This is a genomic window from Hassallia byssoidea VB512170 (genome assembly GCF_000817785.2).
GTDB lineage: Bacteria > Cyanobacteriota > Cyanobacteriia > Cyanobacteriales > Nostocaceae > Hassallia > Hassallia carrinoi.
Genome location: NZ_JTCM02000074.1, coordinates 12,005 through 31,859 on the forward strand (window position 1 = coordinate 12,005; position 19,855 = coordinate 31,859).

The following is a 19,855-nucleotide window of genomic DNA, read 5'->3' on the forward strand; positions in this document are numbered from 1 at the left end:
ACTCCTTATCCTCTCTGCGCGACGGACACTTTCCTCAAGTCGGGAAACCCGCCCACGGAGGTGTCCTCCTCTACGACTCTGCGTGAGATAAATTTTAAATCTAAAATCCAAAATTGCTATGAGCGACGATCTTCTCAAGCGTATTGATTTACTTTCAAAAGAAAAGCGTGAACTTCTAGAAATGCTGATGAAGGAGGACACGGTATCACAAACTACTTATGTAGCACCCCGCACACCAGTAGAGGAGGAACTGGCTAATATCTGGAGTCAGGTGTTAGGGATCGAGCGAGTGGGCATCCATGACAACTTTTTGGAGTTAGGAGGAGATTCGATTCAGAGTATTCAGGTTGTAGCCAAAGTCAATCAGGTAGGTATTCAACTTAGTAGCAATCAGTTGTTTGAGCATCCAACAATTGCGGAGTTGGCAACAGTTGTGGGGATAAATTCTGCTCCTCAAGCACAACAGGAGCCAGTTATTGGGTCAGTACCCCTAACACCTATACAAAAGTGGTTCTTTGAGCAAAACTTAGAGGAACTTCACCATTGGAACCAAGCTGTTTTACTAGAGGTACAGCCAGGTCAAGACCCAGCATTGCTAGAGCAGGCTTTTGGGCAACTGCTAATTCATCATGATGCACTGCGTCTGAGATTTGAACAAAAACAAGGAATCTGGCAGCAGGGTAATCAAGGTCTTGGCGAGACAGTATCTTTTTCTCAGTTTGATCTATCGCAAATTACAGAATCAGAGCAAGCATTTGCCATTGAAAGGATAGCAACAGAACTACAAAGTAGCCTTAACTTGTGCGAAGGACCGCTAATGAGGGTGGCATTCTTCAACATTGGGGATCAAAAACCCGACCGTCTGTTACTGATTGTGCATCATTTGGTGGTGGATGGAGTTTCTTTCCGAATAATGTTAGAAGATTTTCAGACAGTTTATGAGCAGTTGACTCGTGGGGAGGCGATTTTTATGCCGCCAAAAACGACTTCCTTTCAGCAATGGTCTGGGCTATTAACAGAGTACGCTAACTCACAAGAACTTAAGCAAGAATTGACTTATTGGTTAACACAATCTCTACAGACTCAGCGTATACCAGTAGACTTCCCAGAAGGAGCGAATACTGAAGATTCAACTGGCATTGTGTCGGTATCTCTTACACAACAAGAAACCCAAGCTTTACTTCAAGAAACCCCAGCAGTCTATCGCACCCAGATTAATGAGGTGTTGTTAACATCTGTGGTGCAAGCTGTTTCCGAATGGACAGAGACGCATACTCTTTTGATTGACCTAGAAGGTCATGGACGCGAAGCAGTAATTGCAGGTGTAGATACATCCCGCACGGTAGGCTGGTTTACTTCTGTATTTCCTGTGCATTTGGATTTAGAAAAAGTTCACGATTCACTAGATACATTAATGTCGCTCAAAGAACAACTCCGCTCCATCCCCAATCGAGGTATTGGTTATGGCTGGCTGCGTTATTGCAGCAGCGACGTAGAAATTGCAGAGAAACTTTCAGTGCTTCCTCAAGCAGAGATAATTTTCAATTATCTAGGACAATTTGATCGCGTCTTCGCTGAATCTTCGACTTTCCAACTAGCCCAGGAATCTTATGGGCCGACTAATAGTCTCAAAGCGACTCGCTCCCATTTGCTACAGCTTATCGGCAAAGTCATGGGAGGACAACTGCAAGTGAACTGGGCATATAGTAAAAATATTCATCGACGCGACACAATAGAAAATTTAGCTCAATGTTTTATAGAGACACTGCGATCGCTAATTAACCATAGCCAGTCCAATAACTCAACCAGCTTCACGCCATCCGACTTTCCAGAAGCGGAGTTGAGTCAAGAACAACTCGACCAGCTTTTCAGAAATTAAACATCAAAATATGCTCAAGAAAGAGTTTTAACTATGGAAGCTAAAAATATCGAGGACATCTACACACTCTCGCCGACACAACAGGGTATGCTCTTCCATGTTCTGTCTGCTCCCAATTCTGGAATATATATTGAGCAGGCGATTTGTATTTTACAAGGAAATCTGAACATTTTGGCCTTTGAGCGGGCTTGGCAGCAGGTAGTGCATCAGCATCCTAGTTTAAGAACAGCTTTTGTGTGGAAAAATTTGGATAAACCAATTCAGATCGTTTCTCGAAGGGCGAAATTGCTGATGCAGCAGTACGATTGGCGCGAACTTTCAACTACTGTTCAAGAAGCGGAATTACAAGATTATCTGCAAACAGACCAAATTCGTGGCTTTGAGCTTTCTGAGCCACCATTAATGCGTTTGGCTGTTATCCGAATAGAAAAAGATACTTACAAGGTCGTTTTCAGCAGTCACCATTTAGTCCTTGATGCATGGTCTAACGCCATAATTCTGAAACAAGTTTTTGCATTGTACGAGGCGTTCTGCCACGCTCAAAGTATCCAATTAGAGCCTAGCCGTCCCTACCGAGACTACATTGCTTGGCTGAAGCAGCAAGATTTGTTCCAGGCAGAGGCATTCTGGCGGCGGTTTTTGCAACGCTTGAAAGCGCCTACTCCTCTACTAATAGACCGAAGTGCTAATAACTTATCCAGTGTGGAGGCAGGATATGGTCAAATTCATACAAAGCTGAAAATAGCAACTACAACAACATTGAAATATCTAGCGCAAAAGCAGCAATTGACACTGAATACATTGATGCAAGGAGCTTGGGCTTTGCTCTTAGGTCACTATAGCGACAAGCAAGATGTCGTCTTTGGGACAGTCGTATCCGGTCGTCCATCTACTTTGCTAGGAGTAGATTCTATGGTGGGACTTTTTGTCAATACTCTACCAACGCGTGTTTACTTGTCTTCTGAACAGTTGCTCCTTTCTTGGTTAAAGGACATACACTCCCAGCAGATCAAGCTGCACCAATATGAACACACCCCGTTAGTAAAAATCCAGAAATGGAGTGAGATAGCCAAGGAGTTGCCTTTGTTCGACAGTATTCTGGTGTTTCAAAACTCCGCTATCGATATTTCTCAGCTATCAACAGCGAACTTAAAAATTGACTATGTTTATACCAGGGGACATTCCAACTATCCGCTCACCATCAGGGTGACACCATCACCAGAGCTATTATTGGAAGTGATTTATGATTCACAACGCTTTGCGATCGCCACAGTGACCAGAATCTTAGAGCAATTTGCAGCACTGCTTGACTATATGGTGACACAGCCCGATTGCCAATTGAGTGCCTTAGTAGAAATGCTCAATGAAACTAAAAGGAAACAAAAAGCTACTGCTCTCAGGGAACGCCGACAAGCTGTCGCCGAAAAGTTAAAGAGTGTGCAGCCAAAAGCTGTCAGATTGTCACACGGGGATCAATCAAGCTCAAATCAGATAGTGGTCTAAATACATGAAAACTGCTTTAAAAGAAAATTTAAAAAGGAAAGTATAACGTGTGTGGCATAGTGGCGATATTTTCAAAACAGGAACCTATTTCAACAGAGGTATTGGCGCTAGCTACTCAGCGGCTGCACCATCGCGGGCCAGATCAACAGCGCCAGTGGGTTGCACCTCATCAACGAGTAGGGTTAGGTCATGCTCGACTGAGTATTATCGATCCGATGACGGGGGAGCAGCCTATAGCGAACGAGGACGAAAACCTACATATTGTTGTTAACGGTGAGTTTTATGGTTTTGAACCAATTCAGCGTGATTTGAAGCAACGGGGACATCAACTCCGTACTGGTTCTGATAGTGAGATAGCACTTCATCTTTATGAGGAGATGGGTACACGATGTTTAGAACAGCTGCGCGGTGAATTTGCCTTTGTATTGTGGGATGAATCAAAGGAACTTGTGTTTGCGGCACGCGATCGCTTTGGCATCAAACCACTCTACTATGCAATGGTAGGCGACACAATCTATTTGGCATCCGAAGTCAAAGCTTTATTTGCAGCAGGTGTACCAGCAAAGTGGGATCATGAGTCTTTTTTCCAACAGATGTTTATCTATTTGAACCAAGACCGCACATTATTTGCAGGTATATATCAAGTGCCGCCGGGTCACTATCTTTTGGCAACGCGCCACGGTATAGAGCTTGTCCGCTATTGGGATCTTGATTACCCAATAAATGATGATACCACTACTCGACACAGCGATGCTGAATATATAGAACAACTTCAAGACACATTGGCTGAGGCGATCCGAATTCGCCTACGAGCTGATGTGCCAGTGGGGTGCTTTCTCAGTGGCGGCGTTGATTCGTCCACAGTACTTGGCATGGCAGCGAAATATAGTTCGGAGCCGATTCGGGCATTCACCGTCAGCTTTGATCATACAGCTTATGATGAAACATCAATTGCCCGTGAGACAGCAGCATACGTCGGCGCTGATTTTCAATCCATTCCACTCAATCAATCCGATTTTGCCAATCATATTGCCGATGCAATTTGGCACGCTGAAACCCTAGCTATTAACCCTCATGGTGTTGCCAGATATCTGCAAAGTCGCGTAGTGCATGACTCAGGTTATAAAGTCGTACTATCTGGCGAAGGCTCTGATGAAATATTTGCTGGATATAGTCACGCACGGCAAGATTTGCTTTTTAATAAAACAGTGCAAGCAACAACTATTCAGCAGGGATTGAATGAGAGTCTTGGAAAAAAGTCAGCGGCTCGTGTGCTGTTACAAAATAGTACCCCACTTGCCTTAGAAGGAGTGCAGCAAACATTAGGATTTATCCCATCTTGGCTGAAAGAAATAGCGATAAATAGATCATTCTTCCATATTCTCCTTGCACCTGATTATGCTGCCCAATTTGCTGATAAAAATGTTTACAGTCTCTTTTTAAAGCAGTTCGATATACCAGGGCAGCTTGCAGGACGGGAACCTGTTATTCAGTCACTTTATTTATGGTCTAAATCAATCTTGCCAAACTATATATTATTTGCTGAACGTTTGGAAATGGCACACGCCGTTGAAGTACGTTTGCCATTTCTAGATCACCATGTTTTCGAGTTAGTGCGTCAGATGCCAGTCTCGCTTTTGATTCGTGGAATGAAGGAAAAATATGTGCTACGAGAGGCATCTCGACCTTTCTTAACTGACACAGTTTACGCTCGCCCAAAACAGCCATTCACCGCACCGCCTGCAACTCTGACAACGAACAATAAATTGTACACATTAATACAAGATTCCTTGCGTAGTTCAGCTATGAAATCATTGCCATTCTTCGACCAAGCGACAGTTATCGCATTACTAGATAAACTTCCCGAAATGAATGACAACAAGCGTATAGCCCTAGACTCGATCCTACTAATGACATTGTGTACATATTTTCTTCATACTAAATATAATTTGTAAAAAAACTAGCAGGAATAAATTAAATACAAAAACTAAAAAACAAGCTTGTAATAAAAGCTTCAGCCCTTAAAATACTTACTACTTTATTCTTGCTAAAATAACTCTTATTTCATCTCTTACTTCGCGTCCTTTGCGCCCTTTGCGGTTCGTTAAAAAAGTAAGTAATAAGTAACAAGAGTATCAGCGATCAATCGCTCACTACGAGCCTAATTAAACTCAAAAATAGGTGAAGTCAGGTAAATGCTAGATGAAGTTATTGAAGGATATAAACTTTCGCCCCAGCAGAAACGTCTCTGGTCGTTGCAGCAAAATAGTAGAGCTTACCAGAGTAGATTAGCCATTCTGATTCAAGGAACTCTCAATATTGAGCTTTTAAAAGAATCTTTGCAGAAGCTGATAAAGCGGCATGAGATTCTTCGCACAACGTTTTATAAACTACCTGAGATACAGCACCCAATTCAGGTAATAAGTTGTACTAACAACATATCATGGCAAGAAATTGATCTAACTAGTTGGATAAATGAGAAACAAGAGGGAAGAATAGAAGAGATTTTTGAAGAAGAGGAGCAGCATTGTTTTGATTTTGAAAAAGGGTTACTCCTGCGTTGTACTCTCCTGAATCTATCAACACAAAAGCATATTTTACTGATCGCCCTACCTTCTCTATGTGCCGATGCTCAAACGCTTGAAAATCTTGTTAAAGAAATTTCTTGTCTTTATGCCACATATCCAGCGGATTTGGAAGAACCGATTCAATACATTCAATTTTCTGAATTGCAGAATGAACTGATTGAATCAGCAAACACAGAATTAGAAAGGGGATATTGGCGCAATAAGAATATTTATGAGCTTCTTAATGTGAAGCTACCCTTGATAAATCAAACTTTTAAAAAAGCAGAATTTTTACCCAAATTTATCACCTTGACAGTTGACCCGGAACTGTTAACAAATATTGAGATAATTATTCAAAAATATAATACTTCCATTTCCGTATTTTTACTAGCTTGCTGGCAGGTCTTGCTCTGGCGTTTAACCGGACAGTCAGACTTGATAGTTGGCTTCTATTGTCATGGTCGTATTTATGAAGAACTTGAAGAGGTAATTGGACTGCTGGCAAAATATTTACCAGTGCATTCTCATTTAGAAGATAACTATAAGTTTAGCCAACTTCTGTGGCAGGTTAATGAATCAATCAGCGAGGTAGAAGAATGGCAAGAATATTTTAGTTGGGATCAAGCAGTTGTAGAGACAAAAAAATTAGAGGAACCGTCTTTCTTCCCATTTGGTTTTGATTGTCAGAAACAGCCGATAAAGTATTCTGCTGATGAGGTATCATTTGAAATTTATCAGCAGTATAACTGTATTGAACGGTTTCAAGTTAAATTATCTTGTATAGTTCAGAAAAATTCTATCATTACAAAGTTTTACTATGACTCTAATTTATTTGCCCAACAGCATATCAATTATTTAGTTAGACAATTTCACACATTATTAGAGAGCATTGCTAGCGATCCAGAAACGTCGATTGGTAAATTGGAAATTTTGAGTGATATCGAGCGACAACAACTGCTCTTTAAGTTTAATGATAGAGGGACGGATTACCCACTAAACAAGTGTATCCACCAACTAATCGAGGAACAAGCAGAGCGTACACCAGACAATTTAGCTGTCGTATTTGAAAACCAACAATTGACTTACCAAGAGCTTAACGCTCGTGCCAATCAACTGGCACATCATCTTCAGACTTTAGGAGTAAAACCGGAAGTACTGGTGGGGATTTGCGTGGAACGCTCTTTGGATATGCTAGTGGGGATATTAGGTATCCTCAAAGCTGGGGGAGCATACGTACCAATCGATCCAACTTCTCCTTTGGATAGGTTGGCTTATATGTTAGAAGATTCCCAAGTGCCAGTGCTATTGACTCAAGAGCGGTTGCTCAAAAACCTGCCTGCTCACGGGGCGCAGGTACTCTGTATAGATGCAAGTTGGGATACCATTGCTAAAGAAAGCGATGATAATTTTGTTAGTGGAGTAATCACTGATAACCTAGCCTACGCGATCTACACCTCTGGCTCTACAGGGAAACCCAAGGGAGTGCAGATCACGCATCAAAATTTAGTTCACTCCATAAATGCTCGGATTTTTTATTATCACAAACCAGTTACCAGTTTTTTATTAACTTCACCCTTTCCTTTCGATAGTTCCGTTGCAGGTATCTTTTGGACTTTTTCTCAAGGGGGCGTTATCTCACTTCCAGCAGAGAATTTTCAGTTAGATTTTATCAAAATTATAGAAGCGATCGCTCAACAGCAAATTTCCCATCTATTATGTCTTCCATCTCTCTACAAACTAATATTGGAGCAAGCCCAACCACAGCAACTAATTAGCCTGCAAACCGTAATTTTAGCTGGAGAATCATGTCCACAAAAACTTGTAGACCAGCATCGTGAATTACTGCCTTATACATTATTATTCAATGAATACGGCCCGACTGAAGGAACAGTTTGGAGCAGTGTATATGATTGTCGAAAACATGATTTGAAAACTGTGGTTCCCATTGGTCGCCCAATTTCCAATACCCAGATTTATATACTCGATGCTCATCTACAACCAGTTCCAATTGGAGTTTCTGGTGAATTGCACATTGGCGGTCTTGGTTTAGCAAGAGGATATCTCAACCGTCCTGAATTAACTGCCGAAAAGTTTATTCCCAACCCCTTCATCGATTTTGGATTGCCGATTTTAGATTTTAGATTAGAGGATAGCTGTGATAATTCTGATAATCCAAAATCTTGTTGCTTATACAAGACAGGAGATTTAGCCCGTTACTTATTAGATGGCAATATTGAGTTTTTGGGACGAATTGATCATCAAGTAAAGATTCGGGGCTTTCGCATTGAGTTGGGAGAGATTGAAGCGTTACTGACTCAACACCCAAATCTGCGGGAAGTCGTAGTTTTGGCTGAGGAGGACAACATGGCTAACAAGCGCTTAATTGCCTATCTTGTTCCAAAGCAAGAGCCAGCACCAAAGATTAGTGAACTGCGTAGCTTTTTGAAAAATCACTTACCTGATTATATGATTCCGTCGGATTTTGTGGTCTTGAAGACGCTACCACTTAACCCCAATGGTAAAGTAGATCGCCAAGCGCTACCGACTTATAAGCAGGAAAAGTCAGAACTTGAAGTAGTATTTGTTGCACCTCGCACCTCAGTTGAAAAAGCATTAGCTCAAATTTGGTGTCAAGTACTTGGTTTAGAGCGAGTAGGAATTCATGATAACTTCTTTGAGTTGGGAGGAGATTCGATCCTCAATATTCAGATCGTTTCCAGAGCTAGTCAAGCAGGTCTTCAGCTGATTCCTAAACAGCTATTTGATTACCCAACTATTGCCGAGTTGGCAGCATTAGTTGGCACAACCCAAAGTATCGAAGCTGAACAAGGGGTGGTGAGTGGTTCAATTCCCCTAACTCCCATTCAACACTGGTTTTTTGAGCTGCACTTGCCTAATCCTCACCACTATAACCAAGCAATCTTGCTGGAAGTGCAGCAAGTTATTAACCTGGCACTCTTGGAGGAGGTAATACAGCAATTATTGCTACACCACGACGCACTTCGCCTGCGTTTTATCGAAAAAGAATCTGGCTGGCAGCAAATCAACACCGAACCCAGCAAATTAGTGCCATTTACCAGCTTAGATTTGTCAATGTTACCAGTAACAGAGCAACAAAGTGCCATTGAGGCAACTGCCGCCGAACTGCAAACTAGCCTCAATCTCTTAGAAGGGCCATTGATGCGGGTTGCTTTCTTTAAACTGAGAGTTAGCGAACCAAGCCGCTTACTAATTATTATCCACCATCTAGCTGTTGACGGTGTTTCCTGGCGGATTTTGCTTGATGACCTTGAAAAAGCCTACAAGCAGCTTAGTCAAGGGGCGATACAACTTTCACTAAAAACAACCTCGTTTAAGCAGTGGGCGGAAAGACTCACAGAGTATGCCCAATCAACAGAGCTTCAGCAAGAATTAAACTACTGGTTAACAAAGCTACCCAAGCAGGTTTCACGGCTACCAATAGATTACGTTGAAGGAAAGAATACACTGGCTTCAACTCGCACCATATCAGTAAAGCTAAATGCTCAAGAGACTCGTTCTCTATTACAAGAAATTCCCACAGTCTATCGAACCGAAATTAACGAGGTGCTGCTGACAGCACTAATGCAGGCTTTTGCACAATGGACTGGAGTGCGATCGCTTTTGGTGGATGTGGAAGGTCATGGACGGGAAGGAATTTTTGCGGATATAGACCTTTCTCGGACAGTAGGCTGGTTCACCACAGTGTTTCCAGTATGGTTAGCACCAAAAGATTCTTCTAATTTAGAGGTGTTGAAGTTAGTTAAAGAACAACTGCACACAATTCCAAATCGAGGTATTGGCTATGGTGTGCTGCGCTATCTCAGTAGAAATGTAGAAGTTACCCAGCAGCTCGTCGCTTTACCCCAAGCGGAGGTGAGTTTCAATTACCTGGGACAGCTTGATTTGATTTTGCCTGAAGCTTCTCTGTTTAAACAAGCCCAGGAATCGACTGAACCTGCCCGCAGTCCCCAAGGAATCCGAAAATACCTACTGGAAGTCAACAGCTTTGTTGTGGGAGGTCAATTGCAAATTGAGTGGACATACAGTGAGGCTATTCATCAACAATTCACAATTGAGAAGCTGGCTCAGAGTTGCCTAGAGGTGCTGCGATCGCTCATCACTCACTCTCAGTCCCCTCATGATACCAGCTACACGCCTTCAGATTTTGCCGAGTTTCAGTGGAATCAATGGAGCCAAGCCGACTTAGACGAGATGACCAAAGCTATTGGAGAAGGAAGTTGAAAAATATAGAAAATTTTTATCCCCTCTCGCCCATGCAGGAGGGCATACTCTTTCACACCCTTTACGCTCCTGACTCAGGAGTATATTTTAATCAAACGCTTTGTACCTTGCATGGTAATTTGAATATCTCGGCATTTGAGCAAGCTTGGCAACAGGTTGTAGTTCGCCATCCCATTCTCAGGACAGCTTTCGTCTGGGAAGGAATTAAAGAGCCGATTCAAGTAGTGTACCAGTATGTGAAATTGCCTTGTACACAATATGACTGGCAGGGACTATCAGTACAAGAGCAGCAAGAGCGACTAGATACTTTCCTTGAGACAGACCGAAAACAGGGCTTTGAACTTAACAAAGCGCCTCTGGTGCGCTTAACTCTGATTCGCGTTGCTGTTAACACTTACCAGTTTGTCTGGAGTCATCACCATTTGCTTCTAGATGGATGGTCTTGGCCCCTAGTTCTTAAGGAAGTTATTGCTTTTTACGAAGCATACCGTCTGGGTCAGAACTTACATTTGCAATTACCTCGTCCTTATCGAGACTACATTGCTTGGCTACAGCAGCAAAAACTTTCTCAAGCTGAAGTGTTTTGGCGGCAAATGCTTATTGGATTTAAAGCACCAACTCCTTTAGTATTTTCTCGGATAAATGACAAATTTGTTAGCCAAATAGAAAGTTATGGTTACGAAGAAATCAAGCTATCAGAGATACTGACAACAGCATTAAAATCTCTAGCTATCAAGTATCAGCTAACACTCAACACCATAGTGCAGGGAGCATGGGCTTTACTTCTGAGCCGTTACAGTGGTGAAGATGATGTGGTATTTGGTACTACTGTCTCCGGTCGTCCAGCAGAACTGATAGGAGCCGAGTCTATGGTGGGTCTGTTCATTAGTACCCTGCCAGTGCGGGTGAAAATTGATCCTGAAGATTTACTTTTATCCTGGCTGAAGAGGCTTCAGACTCAACAAATTGAAGCGCGACAGTACGAATACACTCCTCTAGTAAAAATTCAAGGCTGGACTGATGTACCAAGGAGTATGCCTTTGTTCGAGAGCCTAGTAGTTTTTGAGAACTACCCTGTAGAGGCTTCCTTGCTGGAGTGGAGTAGCGAATTGGAAATTCAGAATGTTAATTCTTTTGAGGAAACAAACTATCCCTTGACTGTGGCAGTTGTGCCAGGTTCAGAGTTGCTGCTAGGAATTTCCTATGACGATCGCCGATTTGACGCTAATATGATAACTCGAATGCTAGGGTCTTTCCAGACATTACTGGCAAGTATGAGCAATACGAGCGATGCCTGGGTTGGGCGTAGCGATCGCCGAGTATCGGATCTGCTAATTTTAAGTGAGGCAGAACGGCAGTTACTGCTTTTCGAGTGGAATAACACTCAAGTTGAGTATCCCCAAGAACAGTGTATTCATCAATTATTTGAAAGCTTTGTAGAGCGGACACCAGACGCTATTGCCGTCGTCTTTAAAGACGAGCAACTGACTTATCGAGGGTTAAATCAACAAGCAAATCAGTTGGCGCACTACCTACAAAAGCAGGGTGTTGGGCCAGAGGTGCTGGTGGGCATCTGTATGGAACGCTCAGTCAAAATACTGGTGGGAATCCTGGGTATTCTCAAAGCTGGTGGGGCTTACATACCGCTAGATCCCACGTATCCTCAAGAGCGTTTAGCTTTCATGTTCTCAGATTCAGGGGTTTCAGTCTTGTTAACTCAAGAGAATTTAGTGGCGAAGTTTCCTGAGCATGGAGCTATTACAGTTAGCTTTGATACAAACTGGGAGATAATCTCTCAAGAAAACGATGAAAATCTAGTCAGTGGCGTAACATCCAAAAACTTAGCCTATGTCATCTATACTTCTGGCTCTACGGGCATACCCAAAGGAGTAGCAACCAATCATGGCAGTTTGGTCAATGCATATATGGCTTGGGAAAACGCTTACCAACTTCGCACCCTCGCCACAAGTCACCTACAAATGGCTAGTTTCTCTTTTGATGTCTTTTCAGCAGATATGGTTCGCGCTCTTTGTTCTGGAGCCAAGTTAGTTCTATGCCCATACGAGTGGCTTTTGGATACTGAAAAGCTATATGAACTTATGTGTAATCAAAAGGTTGATTGTGCAGAGTTTGTGCCATCTGTTTTGAGGAACTTGATTCAATATCTCGAAACAACCAAGCAGAATATTAACTTCATGCACTTGCTAGTGGTAGGTTCAGATAGCTTTTATATGAAGGAATACAAAGAATTCCAGCGTTTTTGTGCTAATGAGACTCGGTTGATTAATTCCTATGGGGTGAGTGAAGCCACCGTTGACAGTTTGTATTTTGAAAGTACTGAAGTTAATTTGCCCATTGATGGGCTAGTGCCAATTGGTCGTCCTTTTGCCAACATATCAATATATATTCTAAATTCCCATCTCCAACCCGTTCCTATTGGCGTTCCCGGTGAACTGCATATCGGCGGTGCTGGTCTTGCCAGAGGCTACCTCAACCGCCCGGACTTGACCAGGGAAAAATTCATTCCCAACCCCTTTAGTGATGAACCAGGAACTCGCCTGTACAAAGCTGGAGACTTAGCCCGTTACCTAAGTGATGGTAATATTGAGCTTATTGGTCGTATCGATCATCAGGTAAAAATTCGCGGCTTCCGCATAGAACTTGGTGAAATTGAAACTGTGTTAGTTCAGCACCCTAATGTGCGGGAAACTGTAGTCATAGTCCAGGAAGACAAGCCAAATAACAAGCGCTTAGTGGCTTATGTCGTACCTCAGTTAGGAAAAACTCCCGTCTTTAATGACCTGCGTCGCTTCCTTAAGGAAAAGCTGCCTGACTACATGGTGCCTTCCGTTTTTATACTGCTAGAGCAGCTACCACTAACACCAAATGGGAAAATAGATCGTCAAGCGTTGCCTGTACCTGAGACAACTATAAGCAATTTACAGCAAGACGCGATCGCGCCTCGTGATACCTTAGAATTTCAACTTACGCAGATTTGGGAAGGTATCTTAAATATCCACCCTATTGCAGTCACAGATAGCTTCTTTGACCTTGGAGGTCACTCGCTGTTGGCTGTACGTTTAATGGCTCAAATTCAAAAACATTTCGGGCGTAACCTTCCATTATCTGTTCTATTTCAGGGAGCTACTATAGAACACCTAGCAAGTATTATACGTCAGCAGACTAATTCTCAACCTTTGTCACCTTTGATCGCAATTCAGCCTCGCGGTTCCCAGCGACCTCTATTTTTCGTTCATCCAGTCGGTGGTAATGTTCTTTGCTACTACCAATTAGCGCATCTTTTGGGAACAGATCGACCATTCTACGGGTTGCAATCACTAGGTCTTTATGGAGAATCGCAGCCCCATACCCGAATTGAAGATATGGCAACCCACTATATTGAAGCACTGCGCGTTGTTCAGCCACAAGGCCCTTATCTTTTGGGAGGTTGGTCAATGGGTGGTATTGTAGCTTTTGAGATGGCGACTCAGTTGCAAAAACAAGGCGATAAAGTTGCTCTGCTTGCCTTATTGGACAGCCCAGCTCCAGTTCTCAAAAATAAACCTACAGATTTTCATGAATATAGCGATGCCAAAATCTTAGCCAATCTCGCTAATGATATGGCACGCTCTGCCGGAAAAAAACCGTCTGTTTTCTATGACGATCTTCAGCAACTCGAACCAGACGAGCAACTGAATTATTTCTTACACCAGACGAAGATAGCTAATCTTTTGCCTCCAGATGTTGGCATTCAGCAGCTTCGCGGCTTGCTGCAAGTTTTCAAGAGCAACATCCAAGCTATGTTGAAATATACACCACAAGTTTATTCACATCAAATTGTTCTCTTCAGAGCTAGCGATAGTGTTGAGCTTAACGATCTAACTTTAGGTTGGGATGAACTTTCTGCTGAACCAGTAGAAATTATTACTGTTCCAGGAGATCACTACACGATGTTTAGTTTATCTCATATCCAAACTCTCAAAGAACGGTTGCAATTCTATCTCGATCAGCATTTATAAACGAAAGTCTAACCAGAAGAATTATGAAAAAATAGCTAGATAATATTGCGTATTTAATAAATTTTAAAAAATCTAATTTCTTAAAATTTATTTGGTTACTTGAAATTAAAAATATTAAATAATTGTTTCAGGAGTAATAATAATGAAATTAAATAACGAGCAAAGCAAGTGGTTAAGAAAAATCCAGCATCAAGTTATGGCATTTATCTACCGTAAGGATTTAAGAAAATTGGCAACTCTTTATGGTACTGATAAGTGGAATTATCATTGGTATGCTCAACATTACAATAGACATTTTACTCCGCTAAGATTAAATAAATTGAAAGTGCTTGAAATCGGGATAGGCGGTTATGACGATCTTAATTCTGGAGGAGAATCTCTAAGAATGTGGAAAACATTTTTTCCTAATAGTACGATTTTTGGGATAGATGTTGTAGATAAAACTTCCATAGAAGAAGAACGCATAAAAATATTTCATGGTAGTCAAAGTGATGAAGAATTTTTGCATAAAGTTATATCAGAGACTGGTAAGTTAGACATCATTATTGATGATGGAAGTCATGTGAATGAAGATGTTATTAAATCATTCAATATTCTTTTCACTGCACTTAATGATGGAGGCTTTTATGTTATAGAAGATACTTTGTTTTCTTATTTACCAAGTCTTGGAGATAAATGGTTAAAGCTTGGTCGAGAAGACGGTGGAGAAAATTGGTGGGCAAAATTAGGAGGAAGTATTGATTTAAATGATTCTAAAACAATGATGAACTTTTTTAAACGACTAGTTGATAGTTTAAATTATCAGGAAATTTTACAACCAGGTTACTCTCCTTCTTATTTTGATAAGCATATTGTTGCTATACACTTTTACCATAATCTAGTTATCCTAGCTAAAGGTGATAATAATGAAGAAAGTTATTTTCTAGAAAATAACACACTTAAACCATCAATGTTAAAACAGCTAGGGATAGATTCATTAGAAGACTTAGGTATAACCTTTGCTAAAAATAGTGAGTACAAAAATCAATAGGCTCCTGATTTAACTAATTTAAAGAGACTAAAATAACTAATGATACAATTCTATATTTTTAATATACTTTTATCAAATCATAGTTTTGAATTTTTAACCTATTTTCATAGAATCAGCTAATTTTAAAACTGTGCTGACATGCAAGGGCAAGCATTGCCATTGTAAACGATCACATAAATAACTCGTCTTCTTAAACCTTAATATATCTCAGTAGTAATTGATATAAAAATGCTTTACAACTAATAAAAACTCTATAAAATTTTATGACTAAAATTGCTTCATTTGATGTATTTGACACTGTTCTAACAAGAGCATTTGGCTCACCCCAGTCAGGCGCTATTCTCTTAGGAAAGAAAGTGCATGATTTATCACTTTCACAATATACGCCTGAAGCCTTCGCCCGTGCGCGTATCGATGCTGAAGTGCGTGCCTTCCGAAATGCAGGTGGTATTGATTCTAAAGTCAATCTGCATCAAATTTATGCTGAATTAGCAAATGCATTAGGGCTAAATGAAAAACAACGTGATGAATTGATGAACTTAGAACTTGAGTTAGAAGCTAAATTAATTCGCCCTGTACCCTTGGCTAAAGAACTTGTGCAGGCTGCACGCGATCGCCACCAGCGTATCATCTTCCTATCCGATATGTACATAGGGACTGAGTTCATTCAAAAACAGTTAACTCACCACGGTTTATATTTAGATGGCGATCGCTGTTATGTATCCTGTGACTATGCCAAATCAAAAGCATCAGGTGAGCTTTTTCGAGAGATGGTACATTGCGAAGGCGTAACTCCTAACTTAGTGTCTCATTGTGGCGATAATTTATGGTCTGATGTTCGTTCTGCAAAGCGCATTGGGTTAAAGGTTACGCCATTTCTTAACGCCAAACTCAATCGCTATGAAGAAATCCTTGATTCTTACAGCTGGACTACTGAGGGTTTATCTTCTGCGATGGCGGGAGCATCAAGATTAGCACGTTTAACAGTTAGCGCCTCATCTTCAAAACAAGAAGCTCAACGTGATGTAACTGCGGGTGTAATTGCTCCTTTATTAGTTGGCTTTATCCTATGGGTATTGGGACGCGCTCAAAAATTAGGCTTAAAGCGACTCTACTTTGTATCGAGAGACGGTCAATTATTACTTGAAATCGCACGTAGGTTAGTCAAAAAGCTGAATTTTAACTGTGAACTTTGCTATCTCTACGGCAGTAGATATGCTTGGTTACTTGCAAGTATTACTAATGTTGATGAAGAACAATTAAGTGAAATATTTCGGTCATCAGGAAATGTTGACTCAGTTGTGTCAGTAAAGACTGTACTATCTCGGCTGTATATCAATCCTGAAGCAATAAAATTGGAACTGATTTCTATAGGAATTACGGAAAAAGATTGGTTGCGTGCTTTAAGTGCTGATGAAAGTCAACGGTTAGAGCAACTCTTAATTAAAGAGAAAAATATACATAATTTCATTCTTCAACAAGCCGAGCAAAAGCGTCTGTTAATGATGAAGTATTTAAAACAAGAAGGAATGCTAGATTCAACTAAATTTGGTTTTGTTGATGTAGGTGCTGGTGGAAGTTCGCATTATTTTCTTTCCTCTGTTTTATCTGCTTGTCAAGAGAAACTACCCATAAGTTTATATCCATATTTAGGAGAAGGAGTTTTAGAAAATCAATTTATTAGACCAGAAACCTACTTCTTTGATATGGAAGCTAACTTAGGCTTTTGCGAGGATTATAGGTTATTATTAGCGATTATGGAAATGGTATGTGTTGCAAATCATGGTTCAGTTATTGGCTACAAAGAAGTTGGTGAACGAGTTGAAGCTGTTTTAAAAAACGCAGATAATGAACCAGTAATCAATTGGGGTTATCCAATTGTCCGGGAAACAATTTGCTGTTTTACTGAAAATTTACTGCTCGATTCAAGCCTAGTTAATCCTTGGGTTGATGTGCGTGCTGCCACTATAGAAGCACTCAAAACCTTTGGCTCCAATCCTTCCTTTGCCGAGGCCAAGGCTTGGGGAAATTTTCCTATGGAAGTAGGTTTGGAACATGAATCTTTTGTGCCTTGTCTAGCTAGGAGCTACACTTGGAAAGATTTGATTCAGCCTTTTTTACCTGGAAATAAAGCAATCTGGCGACAGATTTATTGGTGGCACGAAGGCGCACTGGCTTTGACTCCTCCTCTACTTCGGACTGCTTTAAAAATTAGTATTAATTTTGAACAATCGCTAAATACAGCATTTCATTAATTCGTAGCTAATTAAATTTAGTATTAATTTTGAACAATCGCTAAATACAGCATTTCATTAATTCGTAGCTAATTAAATCTGGCAATACTCAGCGTCCCTCTGCGGTAAAAAAGACAAACTGTAAGAAATAAAGGCTGCAATTAAAAGCGATACATCTGAACTAAAAATCATGCGCGTATTCATCCTGGTTTGGTTTGGACAACTAGTTTCGCTGCTTGGCTCTGGGATCACTAGATTTTCATTAGGTATTTGGGTATATCAAGAAACTGGTTCAGTTACGCAGTTCTCCCTGATTTCTCTGTTTGCTATGCTGCCAAGCATCTTGCTCTCACCACTAGCTGGTGTATTTGTAGATCGGTGGGATCGTCGCTGGACAATGATATTTAGTGATAGCGGGGCGGGACTGAGTACGTTGACTATGGGACTGTTGATACTTGCAGGTCGGTTTGAAGTTTGGCATATTTACCTTGCTGTAGCAGTCAGTTCGACCTTCAATGCTTTCCAGTTGCCAGCCTATGCTGCTACGACTACGCTGCTTGTCCCTAAGCAACACCTTGGTCGTGCCAGTGGTATGGTGCAGACCGCAGAAGCCACTTCACACCTTCTCTCACCGATACTAGCTGGTGTGCTGGTTGTTACTATCCAGATTCAGGGCGTGATTTTGATCGACTTCCTGACTTTTGTCTTTGCAGCGATCGCACTTTTGCTCGCCCGATTTCCCAAACCCAAAATTACTGTTGAAGCTCAAGTGGGGAAGGGCTTGCTGCTGCACGAAGCTATTTATGGGTGGACATACATCAGTACTCGACCGGGGCTATTAGGATTGTTGATGTTCTTCGCTACTAGCAATTTCTTGATAGGAGTTGTTAGTGTTCTATTTACACCATTAGTGTTATCTTTTACTTCGGCTACGGTGCTAGGCACAATGTTTTCCCTTAGCGGCATCGGTATGCTGCTTGGTAGTCTAGTGATGAGTGCCTGGGGTGGAATCAAGCACCGCATACATAGCGTACTAGGTTTTACGCTATTAAATGGACTGTGCATACTACTTGGTGGACTACAGCCATCTGTGCCGGTCTTCTTTGTTGCTGCTTTTATCTACTTTTTTGGTGTAGCGGTGATTAATAGTTCCGATCGGGCTATCTGGCAGAGCAAAGTTCCATTAGCCGTACAAGGAAGAGTCTTTGCCATGCGGACTATGCTGGCTTGGGCATCCGTACCACTGGCCTATTTGATGGCGGGACCTTTAGCAGATCGAGTTTTTGAGCCATTACTCGCTGTTGGTGGCCCGTTGGCTGGAAGTATTGGACGAATTATCGGTGTGGGGAAAGGGTATGGCATTGCGCTATTGTTTGTAGCGATCGGAATACTGACGATACTGATGGTAGTTGGGGGCTATTTATATCTACCTTTACGATTGCTAGAGAATCAACTACCGGACGCAATTATTAATGAGGCTAGTCCCACAGAGGAAAACGAAAGATAAAGAGGTAGTTTATGCTCTAGTGAGACATATGGTAGTGAGGATTTATTTGTGTTTCAGGTTGATTTTGCTGGATCTGTGTGGGATTGAGTTGCATCAAACTCATATTAACTTTGCCAAAGCTGATTAGTCGCCGCAGCGATCGCTCAGGCACTGAATAACCCCATTGAAACAAATCCAATCGAAACCACGCCCATTGGCACTAGTCCAATCAATTTTTCTGTGATGGAAGCGATAAAAGCAACAGAACATAGTTTGACACTCTGTCTTTTGACAGAAGTAGCAGTTGAGCTTATTGTCACAAGTAATATTTGTAGGTTGTCTGGGTTCGCCGATAGCCTTTGCAAGTGGTGTAGAACTGGTGTTAACCAGCGATCTTCTCCACAAGAAGCTGCACTAAGGAGACGCTCCGCAAACGTAGCAGTAGCGACGTAGGAGCATTTAGAGGATGATGTATTACTCGCTGTAAGTGGTGTGAGGAAGTAGGGTGAAACAACATAATTTATCAGTTTATTTGTGGCTAACATTTGCTGCAACAGTTTTAGTTGCTTCTCCTGTTTATGCAGATGAAATAATCATAAAAAATATTCCCAAACTCAGTGATGTTCAGCGTCCTCACACTACTACCAAAGATTTGCTAGCGCAGCAGACAGAAATTGTCTCAGTGACAGAGGTACGTCTTAACCAAACTCCTAGCGGTTTGGAAATCATCTTAAAAACTCCTACATCTGATAAGTTGCAAATCACTAACAAAAGTGAGGGTTTCACAAACAATAGACACTCATTGACAGCCTTGTTTACTAGATCCTCGATCCCCCACGACATTTTCGGATGAAGGCTGTCCATTTTTGTCCAG

Annotated in this window: 10 protein-coding genes; 9 read left to right on the top strand and 1 reads right to left on the bottom strand. The window is 41.4% G+C overall.

The genetic code is table 11. The annotated features are described in order from the left end of the window. The first annotated feature begins 118 nt into the window (after nt 1–118). The 8 genes from PI95_RS24280 to PI95_RS24315 all read left to right on the top strand — a co-directional run bounded on the left by PI95_RS24280 (nt 119) and on the right by PI95_RS24315 (nt 19,002). A complete protein-coding gene (locus tag PI95_RS24280; RefSeq protein WP_052325795.1) occupies nt 119–1,879 on the top strand; it encodes a condensation domain-containing protein in 1,761 nt (586 codons plus the stop codon). A gap of 33 nt (nt 1,880–1,912) precedes the next feature. Then, entirely contained in the window at nt 1,913–3,382 is a 1,470-nt protein-coding gene (locus tag PI95_RS24285) for a condensation domain-containing protein (protein ID WP_052325796.1), read from the top strand. A gap of 59 nt (nt 3,383–3,441) precedes the next feature. Next, a complete protein-coding gene (asnB, locus tag PI95_RS24290) occupies nt 3,442–5,337 on the top strand; it encodes an asparagine synthase (glutamine-hydrolyzing) (protein ID WP_336507616.1) in 1,896 nt (631 codons plus the stop codon). 240 nt (nt 5,338–5,577) lie between these two features. Continuing rightward, nucleotides 5,578–10,212, top strand: a complete 4,635-nt coding sequence (locus PI95_RS24295) for a non-ribosomal peptide synthetase (protein WP_039753125.1) — start codon at nt 5,578–5,580, stop codon at nt 10,210–10,212. Then, nucleotides 10,209–14,231 carry a non-ribosomal peptide synthetase gene (locus tag PI95_RS24300; protein ID WP_236117176.1) on the top strand — a complete coding sequence of 1,341 codons (4,023 nt, stop codon included), beginning with the start codon at nt 10,209–10,211 and terminating at the stop codon, nt 14,229–14,231. Before PI95_RS24295 ends, PI95_RS24300 begins: the two co-directional genes overlap by 4 nt. A 142-nt stretch (nt 14,232–14,373) precedes the next feature. Next, a complete protein-coding gene (locus tag PI95_RS24305; protein WP_052325798.1) occupies nt 14,374–15,261 on the top strand; it encodes a class I SAM-dependent methyltransferase in 888 nt (295 codons plus the stop codon). 263 nt (nt 15,262–15,524) lie between these two features. Next, the gene (locus PI95_RS24310) at nt 15,525–17,516 is read left to right on the top strand and encodes an HAD family hydrolase (protein ID WP_039753126.1); all 1,992 of its coding nucleotides are present in this window, start codon (nt 15,525–15,527) and stop codon (nt 17,514–17,516) included. Between the two features lie 169 nt (nt 17,517–17,685). Beyond that, a complete protein-coding gene (locus PI95_RS24315; RefSeq protein ID WP_039753128.1) occupies nt 17,686–19,002 on the top strand; it encodes an MFS transporter in 1,317 nt (438 codons plus the stop codon). A 16-nt stretch (nt 19,003–19,018) separates the two neighbouring features. Here the strand turns inward: PI95_RS24315 and PI95_RS24320 are convergent, their stop codons facing one another. Further along, nucleotides 19,019–19,180 (bottom strand): hypothetical protein, encoded by a 162-nt coding sequence (locus PI95_RS24320; RefSeq protein ID WP_163519149.1) that lies wholly within the window; start codon nt 19,178–19,180, stop codon nt 19,019–19,021. 306 nt (nt 19,181–19,486) lie between these two features. On the opposite strand from PI95_RS24320, the gene PI95_RS24330 reads away from it, so the two are divergent. Then, nucleotides 19,487–19,834, top strand: a complete 348-nt coding sequence (locus PI95_RS24330) for a hypothetical protein (protein ID WP_163519151.1) — start codon at nt 19,487–19,489, stop codon at nt 19,832–19,834. Nucleotides 19,835–19,855: the final 21 nt, after the last annotated feature.

Excerpts from the sequence above, each read along its gene's own strand:
- PI95_RS24280 (WP_052325795.1), top strand. The coding sequence starts at position 119 with ATGAGCGACGATCTTCTCAAGCGTATTGATTTACTTTCAAAAGAAAAG.
- PI95_RS24285 (WP_052325796.1), top strand. The coding sequence starts at position 1,913 with ATGGAAGCTAAAAATATCGAGGACATCTACACACTCTCGCCGACACAA.
- PI95_RS24295 (WP_039753125.1), top strand. The coding sequence starts at position 5,578 with ATGCTAGATGAAGTTATTGAAGGATATAAACTTTCGCCCCAGCAGAAA.
- PI95_RS24305 (WP_052325798.1), top strand. The coding sequence starts at position 14,374 with ATGAAATTAAATAACGAGCAAAGCAAGTGGTTAAGAAAAATCCAGCAT.
- PI95_RS24310 (WP_039753126.1), top strand. The coding sequence starts at position 15,525 with ATGACTAAAATTGCTTCATTTGATGTATTTGACACTGTTCTAACAAGA.
- PI95_RS24315 (WP_039753128.1), top strand. The coding sequence starts at position 17,686 with ATGCGCGTATTCATCCTGGTTTGGTTTGGACAACTAGTTTCGCTGCTT.